This window comes from Flavobacterium terrae, from assembly GCF_900142035.1.
Lineage (GTDB): Bacteria > Bacteroidota > Bacteroidia > Flavobacteriales > Flavobacteriaceae > Flavobacterium > Flavobacterium terrae.
Map to the genome: position 1 here is coordinate 82,220 of NZ_FQZI01000004.1, position 9,942 is coordinate 92,161.

The following is a 9,942-nucleotide window of genomic DNA, read 5'->3' on the forward strand; positions in this document are numbered from 1 at the left end:
TTTTTATTGCCCTCTATAGAATAAAACGGTACTAATAGTTTTTACAGTTATATTTAAATCAAGAAACAAACTACGATGCTTGATATAATATAAATCGTATTGTAATTTTATCAAACTATCCTGTAAGGTTTCACCATAAGAATAATTCACTTGTGCCCATCCTGTTAAACCAGGTTTAACTACATGTCTTGTTTCATAAAAAGGCATCATTGCTGCAATTTCTTTAACAAATACTGGTCGTTCCGGTCTTGGACCAATTACAGCCATATCTCCTTTGAGAACATTAATAAACTGAGGCACCTCATCAAGCCTAGACTTTCTTAGAAACTTACCAAACATTGTAACTCTACTGTCTCCAACTGTTGCAAAAACCGCTCCATCTGACTCGGCATTAACTATCATAGACCTTAGTTTATATATTTTAAAAACTTGGCCATTTTTACCCACCCTTTCTTGTGTATAGAATAATGGACCTCTATTCCCAATCATATTTCCAACTAAAATAAAAGGCAAAATTAAAACCCCTACACCTAATCCTAATAACGAAATAAGTATCTCTAAAAACCTTACAACACTTATATACAATTTATTATGATTGCTTCTTGAGAAAGGAAAGTATTTATAGAAATCTTTTTCTACGTACTGAACAGGTATTCTATGGGTTATATTTTCATATACTTGAGTATATTCACGAATCATAAACCCTTTTTCTAAAAGATTGATAAGCTTATTATACAAATCAACAGTAATACTTTCTGTTTTTTGGGATGCAATTACAATTTCAGAAACGAAATTTGTTTCTAAAAAATAATCTATCTGATTCAATTCGATAGATTTGATTTGCTTGTATGCAACACCTTTAGTCTGATTAACTTCTAGATTAACATAACCAACAATTTTATAATGTGGATCAACATTTTGAATTCCTTTAACTAATTCATCTAATTCAGCCTTATCACATACCAAAATTACACTTTTAACAAAACGTGTTGAAGCTAGAAATTTCACATATATCATCCTCCAACAAAAAAGCGAAAAAAGAATAGCAAAATAAAACATGACTATTTGCAGTCTATTCTCAGGCAAAACAGGAGTTAAAATTGGAGTTAAAAGATAAACTAAAACGGTTAAAGAAGAGGTTAAAACAATACTTCTTAATATTTGGTACTGGTTACTTGCCACTTGCAAATTGTACATTTCAAATACAGTTCCAAAAAAGAGAATATAAAAAGACAATACAATTGTCCAGTAAAAATTTTCAGAAGAGATTGTGAAATAATGGAATTCGAAAAAACCTCCTAAAAAATGCAAGAATAGTAAAACAACAATTACATCAAAAAGTCTGAGAAGTACTTTTCTTTCAGAAACTTCAAAATGTATTTGTTTATGTTGGCTCATATTTAAGGGCTTAGGAGATCAAGATTATTATACCCAAATAACAGCAAATTATTTTAAAATATCAATTACTTTAAAACATTTATCCACTCTTTTTTAACTTGACTCCAATCGAACTTTTCTGCCATTAATCGCGCATTATTCGAAAGTCTGTGAGTTAATTCAACATCCTGTAATAACTTTTCTACGGCTTCAACCATTTTTTCAACATTATTTGCATCTACCAAAAGTCCTGTATTATTATTTTCAATTAAATAAGGTAAACCTCCTACATTAGTAGAAACAATAGGCAATCCCAAAGACATAGCCTCAATAACGCTTACAGGTGTATTATCAAAATTAGTGGTATTAATAAAAATATCATAACTAGATGCTAATTTACACCATTTTTCCTTTGTTAATTTACCAGTAAAGTCTACATCTAATTTCAATTCATTAGCATATTTTTTGGTTGCTTCTAAGGAACCATCCTTATCAGGACCAACCATACAAAGTGTAGCTTCTGGATAATTTATCTTTATTTTACTTAAGACATCAATAGACATTTTCGGATTGTAAATAGATGCAAATGCTCTAACCCAAAGCAGTTTAGGTGTAATTTTATCTCTTAATTTAAAAGCATAATTACTGACATCAATACTATTCGGAATGTGAATTGTGTTTTCAAATCCTCTTTTTTTAAATTCACTCAACAAATAATTTGAAGGGGCGACATTTATATGGGAGTTATTAAAAATCATTTTTGTGAGTTTTGGACTATTATCCAATCGAAAAGGAAGATTACCACCGTGCAATATTGGAATGTATTTAATCTTCAAAAATCTACACAATTGACTTACAAAAAAAGCATACCAAAAAGCAGAAGTACTATATGTATCAATCAAAACATAATTTACTTTATAATTTTTCAAAACTGAAAACATCATATCAAATAACCTTACGATTTGATTTTTCTTAGATGAAGTAGTAGTAATTGAGAAACCTTCTTCTTGCAATTTTTTGCTTAAAGTATCAATCGTTGTCGCATTAAGACCCGTATTGGTCAACTTATTCCCTATGTAAAGTAGGCTTTTCAACGATAGTTAGTTTTAAAAGAGTGAGTGCATATATAAAAGCTGGCGCAGCAATACGCATAGCTGCGTGATTAATTGTAAGAAGCCAAAAAATAAAAAAAGACAATAAAAAAATATGCTGTTTATTATTAAAGTAAAAAACCAAAGGAGTGATTAATAAAATCAATAAACAAATTACACCTAGAGACCCATGTTCTGCCAACATTCTTGAAATTTCATTATGTGAAGCAGCTTTAATACCAGTCATTTCCTCACGATATTCTTTATTTTTACCAACACCAACACCCAAAATAGGATTCTCAAAAAACATTTGAATTTCACTGGCAGCAATTTCTTCTCTTCCTGAAAATTTGCTTGCCTTTTCTCTTCCTAAAGCATCTTCTCCTTTATATCTGTTCAAAATTAAACCTCCAGTTTGTGAAATACTATAACCAAAAACCAAAAAACCACCAAAAATCAACAATCCTCCAAGTAAATTAACCTTGAATTTGCCTTTAAGCGATATAAAAGGATAAATTGCTAATATTAAAATTGCAATCATAGCCATTCCTGTGTAAACACCTCCTCTTGAAAAGGTTAAAACACCTCTATAGCTTAATGCCAACAAGAAGAATAGATTAAATAGTATAAGTTGTATTTTTTTTGAAAAAAAAACTATTCTGACAAAAACTAAGAACATTCCCAATCCTAAAACTGTAGATACTTGGTTAGGACCAAACCCCCCAGATGTTGCAGAATTAGAATCGGTCCCTGTAACGACCTCTCTAACACTTGGATTAAATAAAAAAATGTATACTAACATTGCTGCAATAGGATATAACATCCATCTTGTCAACTTATCAACATCTTTCAAACTGACTGGCTTACCCGCCAGACTAATTGAAGCAATTGCTAAACAAATTGGCCCCAACAAATTGAATACTATCGCTTTTCTAATATTTGCATCAAAACTAAGGTTTAAAATTCCTATAATAACACCTGGAATTAAAAGAATTAAGTATGTCAAAATAGGCATCGCTTTCTTTGAAGTACCTTTAAAATATAGCCCCAATAACATAAAAACTATAACACAATATTTTGCATACTCATTTCCTATATTACCCTTAGTCATTCTCAAGAAAACCTCAGCACCAACTACATATGCGGCCCAAAACAAAGCCTCGTTATTTTGGTTTTTATTCTTCACAATAAAATAGCAACCCAATCCAAAAATTAATGTTGCATAAAGAACAGAAATAGGCCGAAACCACAAAACAATCATACCAACTAAAGCATGAATAATTATTAGTGATAGATAATATTTTTTTTCAGGATTACTTTCCATTAGCTTTAACAATTTTTTTTGCTGGAACGCCTGCCAGAATTAAGTTATCTTGCTCAAAACTTTTAACCACACAAGAAGACGCTCCTATTGTAATATGATTACCTAAAACTAACGGCCCTATTATTGTTGCATTTGCCCCCAAATTACAGAAATCACCTATCTCAAAAATTTCACTTTTTGATGTTGAGCTAATCCCAATGACATTTCCTCCTGTTAAAGTTAATTGCTTCCCTATAATAGATTTCCCAGAAATAACAACCCCAACTGATGGATGTAGAATTAAAACTCCTCCTTTTATGCTTGCTTTATAGTGAATATCAATGTTTGAAAAACTTTGCATGATCGCAAAAAAAGGAATAAAAGGAAGTCTTATAACTCCATAAAATTGTCCAAAAATAAGAAAACCTGTTCTTTCAAATCTATACAAAAACAATCCCCAAAATGATCGTGTAAAAAGCAATACAAAAAATCTATACTTTTTACGACCAATTATTCTTAAAATGTCCTGCCAAAAAAACAAAAACTGCTCACCCATTTAAGACTTTAAAATTTTATTTTCCAAATTTTCGTAATACATATCAAAAGTAAAACTTTCGGCTAACTTTAAAACCGTTTTTGACTTTTCTTTCAAAATATCTGAATTCTCACAAATCGCTTTTAATAAAACATTCTGATACTTTTCAACTGAGTTTATATTCCACAAAAAACCATTTGATTGATTAATGTAATGAGGTATACTACCTACGTCTGAAGCAATTGATAGAACACCGTAACAAGCTGCTTCTGCAATTACTTTAGGAAACCCTTCTGATTTTGAAGGCAAAAGCAAAAAATGACTTATTTTTAAAATTTCATGAACTCCTGTTTTATCCAAGAAACCATGAAATATAACTTTATCTTCTAAGCAAGACAATTCATCTTTACATTTGGCTAATAAATCTCCATCTCCTACAAAATGAACTTTCTCAATCAAGTGAAAATTGATTTTTTTTATAGCATCAATACATTCTAAAATACCTTTTGCTTCATCAATTCTTCCAATAAAACAAAATGTAAACGGCCCATTAAAAGTTTTTAACAAACTTGTTTCTTTACCATTTTTTAAATCATCCTGATTAAGGCATGGATTTTCAAAAGAAATACAGTTTTTTGGTTGCTTATCCCAAAATCCATTTATCGTTACTTTGCTTTTGAAAAAATTTTGGACCAGCCACCATTTTTGAAATCTGTAAGACAAAGGAGCATTAATTTGTTCCCAATTTCCAGCATACTTAACCCAAAAAGTAAACTTTCTAAAAGCTAAAATTGAAAAAAGAGGCAACAAAAATATCCCAATACTTGTAGGTAGTCTCAACTGAACTTCAGTAGCTCCTTTAATTGACTTTAAAACTGTAAAAATAATTGCTGGAATTTTGAAAAAAATCAAAAGTTTATCCCAAAAACTTTTACCTCCATAAGGAGGAATTGGAACAAATTCAATATTATCTTTTATATATGGCAAAGCACTTTTTGGAGAATTCAGATCATATAAACAAGCTACATGAGTAATGTTGTCCCAAAAATCAGCTAAAAAGTTAACTTCATTTACTGTTGCACCCCATCCAGTGATTATGTTTTCTTTTTTGTAGTGCTCTGTATGAGAAATAATGACTAACTTCTTTCTTTTCATTTACAAATTAGATCTAGATATTTATCAATAACGACTTCCCATTCAAATTGCTTTGACCATTGTTTAGCATTTGCAGAATATTGTTCATAATCCTTCATTATCTCTTTAACTGCTTCGTTAATACTTTCAAGATCATTAGGCAGTACCAATCTACCTGAAAACTTATCTGATATAGCATCAGCAATTCCACTATCTGATGAACCAATTGCAGGTATTCCCAATGCATTCGCTTCTAAAATTGCGATTCCAAAACCTTCAAAATCACCATTTGAAAGTTTTTGACTAAGCATTGCAAACAAATCACAACTTGAAACAATCGCCTTTAACTCATTGTTAGAAACTGCACCATGAAATGTAATTGATTCTAAAACGTCCAGTTGCTCTGCTAATTCAATAAAATTTTTTTTCTCTGTTGGTAAACCTATTATGTGGTAATGAACATCAGGATAAGTTTTTCTCAAATTAGGTAGTGCCTTAATAATGTTTTGCTGACCTTTTCTATAAGTTACATTACCCACAGTAACAATTTTTGGAAAGCCATTTAATGTTTGTATAATGTCATTTTCAAATTGTGATGAAAATCCATTATTTATCACGTTAATTGAAAGTGAATTTTCAAGTTGCAAAGCCATTTTTTTAGTAAAATGTGAAACCGCAATTAAATCATCATGTTGTTTCAAACTCCATTTTGTAAACGCTTGTTGCAACTTATTTCCTGCTAACAATTCTGATCCATGAAGAATTCCAACAAACCTTTTTTCTCTAAAAAAAAATTTAAGAATCGCTCCTGACCACAACGAAAATTTGCCTGATAATAAGATAGTCTCTTTATTTTTTACTTCAGCAAAAAACACTACTAACCTCATAAAATAAGTCACAAAAACAATTCTATAACGTTTTATCCTCTTAACAAAAAAAGGCAATTCATTATCAAACTGCAAATCTTCTTGAAGATTTTTGGATCGTTGATCTGTACAAACCGTAACTTCAAAACCTTTAGCAACTAGTTGATTTACCAAGTTAAAAGCATGATTTCCTATTCCTCCTGGTAAAGGTGGAAATTCAGAAGTAATTAAAACAATCTTTTGTATCAAATTAAATCATTTTAGGAAGAGAATCTCCTTGTTTTATATTCCTTAAGCGCTCAGGATATCCCTCATCTTTTGGCAATAATAACAAATGACATTTACCTCTGCTTGCTATGACATCGGCTTCTTTAAGTTGAACTGCGTCTTTTAAATAGTAAGCTTTATAATTGTTTTGCGAACACCAATTAAGTACTAATTGTGCGTTTTCTTTCATAGGCAACTCCGGAGGAGAATGCATTTCAATAAAAAATTTAGTTTTGCTTAATGAAGCTGTTTTACTTGCTCCGTTAAGCGCTAAAAACTCAGCGCCTTCGACGTCTATTTTAATTAAATCAGGAACTAAATTTAAGGTTGAAACCAAAGTATCAATTGTTAGTTTTTCTACTTCATAAAACGAATTTATGACAGCCGCTGTTTCAGCATGCCCAGAAAACATACTTCCGGCTTCACCAGTTCCAACAGTATAAAATTTAACTTTTTCGCCATCGACATCTCCAATAAATGCTGAAATAAATTTAGTTTTATGCCCAAAGCCATTTACTATCATATTTTGTGCTGCTCTGGCTAGAGCTTCGGGGTTAGGATCTACCAATAAAATGCTTTTATTATTTTTTTGTATGGCAGCCAACAAAGACATATATCCAATATTAGAGCCCAAATCGAAAATATGTTCAGCGTTTTTTGCAAGCTCAAAAAACCAGGCATCATCTTGATCAACTTTTTTTCTGTTTGTTCCTTTAATTCCTCTTAAAGTCACTCCAGAAATATTAAAATTATGGTAACCACTATCCTCTCTGTTGATATAATACCCTATTACTTTTTTTATTTTTTTCAGCATCTCAAAAAAACTTATATATAACTTTCAATTTTTTCACCTTCAATAATTTTTTTGGTTGAAAAATTCCATGACTTTCCAACTTGATAAATAACTAAAGGTAAAAGAAAAGGTATTAATAAAAATGATAATCCTTTTAAAAATTTATTTCCTTTAAACTTATATGGGATTAATGAAGGTAAAATAGCACTAAAAATATAAAATATTGAGAATTTGTTGCCAAAATATTTACGCGACAAATACAAAACACTTGGCACTGGTCTTGGTCCAAATAGCTTTTTAGGACGCCATCCATCCCAACTCCCCATTTGTCTTAGACCTCCTTCACCAACTTTAAGATGAATTCTTTTTGCTTTGGGATTTGAAATGTTTTTATAGCCGTGTAAGTATGCTCTTAACCCAAATTCACCATCTCCCATTCTTTGCTTTTCGAATTGACGGTCAAATAGTCCTATATTTTTAAAAATTTCTTTTTTCAACAACACATTACCTGTATCCAACTGGTCACTCCATCTAAAATAGCTATAGTGTTTGGGTACATCGGCACCAACAGTACTAATGGAAACTCCAGATGATAAATCAGCATCAAAAAAATCTATTGTTTTTAAATGTTCAACTATCCAATTAGACTCTATCAAAGAATCATCATCGTACAATAAAATATAATCCCCTTTAGCAGATTGAATTGCTTCATTACGGGCTCGCCAAAGTGCTTTTTCTTCCTGAAACCAATATTTCAAATCAAGATTCCATCCTTTATAAAAATCTTCTCTAAAATCATCTGTTTGATCAACCACTATGACTTCAAAGTTTTTATAAGTTTGATTTTCTAAATCGCGAAGGACATCTTTCAAATATTGATATCTATTTAAAGTAGGAATAACTACTGACACAAATGGTTTTGAATTAATTAATTGACTATGAAAATTCTCATAATCATTAGAAATGATAACATCTTTGGAAAAATCGACTCTTTTTACGCTTCTAGTTTTCAAAAATGACTTAATGTCTACAAACGGATTATGTAACATTATGATTCGAAGAAATAAAACATAAGTAACCCAAGCCCAATGAAAGTTTTTACGTAAAAAAACATACTCATCATAAATGGGCACTTTAATATTTTGCCAAACATCTAAACCTTTTTCATTAGTCTTACTAATAAATCCTCTTTGAAAAGCAGTCCAGCCCAAATCCCTAACTTTAGCATCATCACTTAGATAACGTTCATCTTTTAAGACACCTATACCAGCCTCTTTTAATTGAGTCTCTGTTGGAAAGTAGCAAAAATCTGTAGATGGTCTTAAATTAAAATACCAAATAGGTTTTAAATATTTTAAAAAATTAAATATCATTTTTCACTAATTCTAAAATTCCTTTTACAGAAAGTATTTCCTTCCAGAGTTTTCTATTATTAATTTGAATCTCTAAAAACTCCTCATTAGTTAACTGATTATGAAAAGAGATCACCTTTTGCAGAATATTTTTTCTATCCTTCCATTCCACCCAAACAACATGCTTTTTCCAATCTATCTTATCTTCAAAAGGTAGTAAGCAGTCTGTATTCACAAATAAAGGAATTTTACCCATCATTAATGTTTCATATAAACGAACAGAGAAATTACCTGCCCCTCTAACACACAAAACATAATCTGAATCTTTAATATTATTATAGTATTCTAAAGTAGTTTTAGTTCGTTGCTCTTCAGTTTGTGCACCAGCTCTATATTGTGATCGAAAAATAAAATTTGTTTTAATTAAAGAAGATTTTGTAAACAATTGTAAAAGTTTTGCTCTTTCATAAGCTGATGCAAACATTGGTTCCCAATCTTTGCGCTTATAATTTTTAAAAAAACGACGACAATTCTCTTTTATGCATTTTAAAATTTCTTTGAGTCTTTTTTTCTGAGATAGAGAAGCATGACCACAAAAACCTATTATAGGTTTTGAACTTTTATCTGACGGTATTGGGTGATCGTGATGAAATAGTCTTTGAAAATGGTCTGAAAGTGGCACAGGAAATCCTTTATTGTTATCACCTAATTGAGATTTAAAGCCTCCCATTCTAAAAAAGACTATGTTCTCGTAATTACCTAAATTTTCTCCAAAATCACCTGAAATGTATCCGTATGCTTTTATTTTATTTTTCTGACATAGTTCATTAATCTCATCTAGCTTTTCTTTAGGGTATTGATTTATAGGCAGAGGAATGAAATAAACCTGGGCTTCTAAAACATTATCAGTAAATGAATAATCCTCCAAATCATCCCAATTTGGGCTTTCCTTTGAAGAATTACTCCATCCTTTATTAGTCCAAAAGGGGCGTGTCAAAATAAAAAGTTCTCTTTTATTTTTTAAATCACATGAAATATCTTCAATAAAAATTTTCATCTCTTTAGTAATCATTTTTTTATTTGTCTGATAATAAAAACAACATTCATTATTTCTGATTCACTTAAAACGATTCATGTCCTCCACAAAAAATTATTGGGTATGACCTAATCAAACAAAACAGGTAATAATTTCTCTAATACATTATCTTACTTAATAGTATTTAT

At 30.4% G+C, this 9,942-nt stretch carries 9 protein-coding genes; all 9 read right to left on the reverse strand.

Annotation, left to right across the window (positions count from 1 at the left end; translation table 11 throughout):
• Window positions 1–3 precede the first annotated feature (3 nt).
• Window positions 4–1,398, reverse strand: coding sequence for an exopolysaccharide biosynthesis polyprenyl glycosylphosphotransferase (locus tag BUC09_RS10915; protein ID WP_073311563.1), 1,395 nt, complete (start codon window positions 1,396–1,398; stop codon window positions 4–6).
• 65 nt (window positions 1,399–1,463) lie between these two features.
• The gene (locus BUC09_RS10920; RefSeq protein WP_073311565.1) at window positions 1,464–2,471 is read right to left on the reverse strand and encodes a glycosyltransferase family 4 protein; all 1,008 of its coding nucleotides are present in this window, start codon (window positions 2,469–2,471) and stop codon (window positions 1,464–1,466) included.
• The gene (locus BUC09_RS10925) at window positions 2,443–3,792 is read right to left on the reverse strand and encodes an O-antigen ligase family protein (protein ID WP_073311568.1); all 1,350 of its coding nucleotides are present in this window, start codon (window positions 3,790–3,792) and stop codon (window positions 2,443–2,445) included. Before BUC09_RS10925 ends, BUC09_RS10920 begins: the two co-directional genes overlap by 29 nt.
• Entirely contained in the window at window positions 3,782–4,327 is a 546-nt protein-coding gene (locus tag BUC09_RS10930; protein ID WP_073311572.1) for a serine acetyltransferase, read from the reverse strand. Before BUC09_RS10930 ends, BUC09_RS10925 begins: the two co-directional genes overlap by 11 nt.
• On the reverse strand, window positions 4,328–5,461 hold the full coding sequence (locus tag BUC09_RS10935) for a glycosyltransferase family 4 protein (protein ID WP_073311575.1): 1,134 nt from the start codon (window positions 5,459–5,461) through the stop codon (window positions 4,328–4,330).
• On the reverse strand, window positions 5,458–6,555 hold the full coding sequence (locus BUC09_RS10940) for a glycosyltransferase family 4 protein (RefSeq protein ID WP_084127221.1): 1,098 nt from the start codon (window positions 6,553–6,555) through the stop codon (window positions 5,458–5,460). The genes BUC09_RS10935 and BUC09_RS10940 overlap by 4 nt, the downstream gene beginning before the upstream one ends.
• A 1-nt stretch (window position 6,556) precedes the next feature.
• Complete coding sequence (locus BUC09_RS10945; protein WP_073311578.1) at window positions 6,557–7,387, reverse strand: FkbM family methyltransferase; 831 nt, start codon at window positions 7,385–7,387, stop codon at window positions 6,557–6,559.
• An 11-nt stretch (window positions 7,388–7,398) separates the two neighbouring features.
• Window positions 7,399–8,739, reverse strand: coding sequence for a glycosyltransferase family 2 protein (locus BUC09_RS10950; protein WP_073311580.1), 1,341 nt, complete (start codon window positions 8,737–8,739; stop codon window positions 7,399–7,401).
• Window positions 8,729–9,790, reverse strand: a complete 1,062-nt coding sequence (locus BUC09_RS10955) for an exostosin domain-containing protein (protein ID WP_073311584.1) — start codon at window positions 9,788–9,790, stop codon at window positions 8,729–8,731. The genes BUC09_RS10950 and BUC09_RS10955 overlap by 11 nt, the downstream gene beginning before the upstream one ends.
• Between the last annotated feature and the right edge of the window lie 152 nt (window positions 9,791–9,942).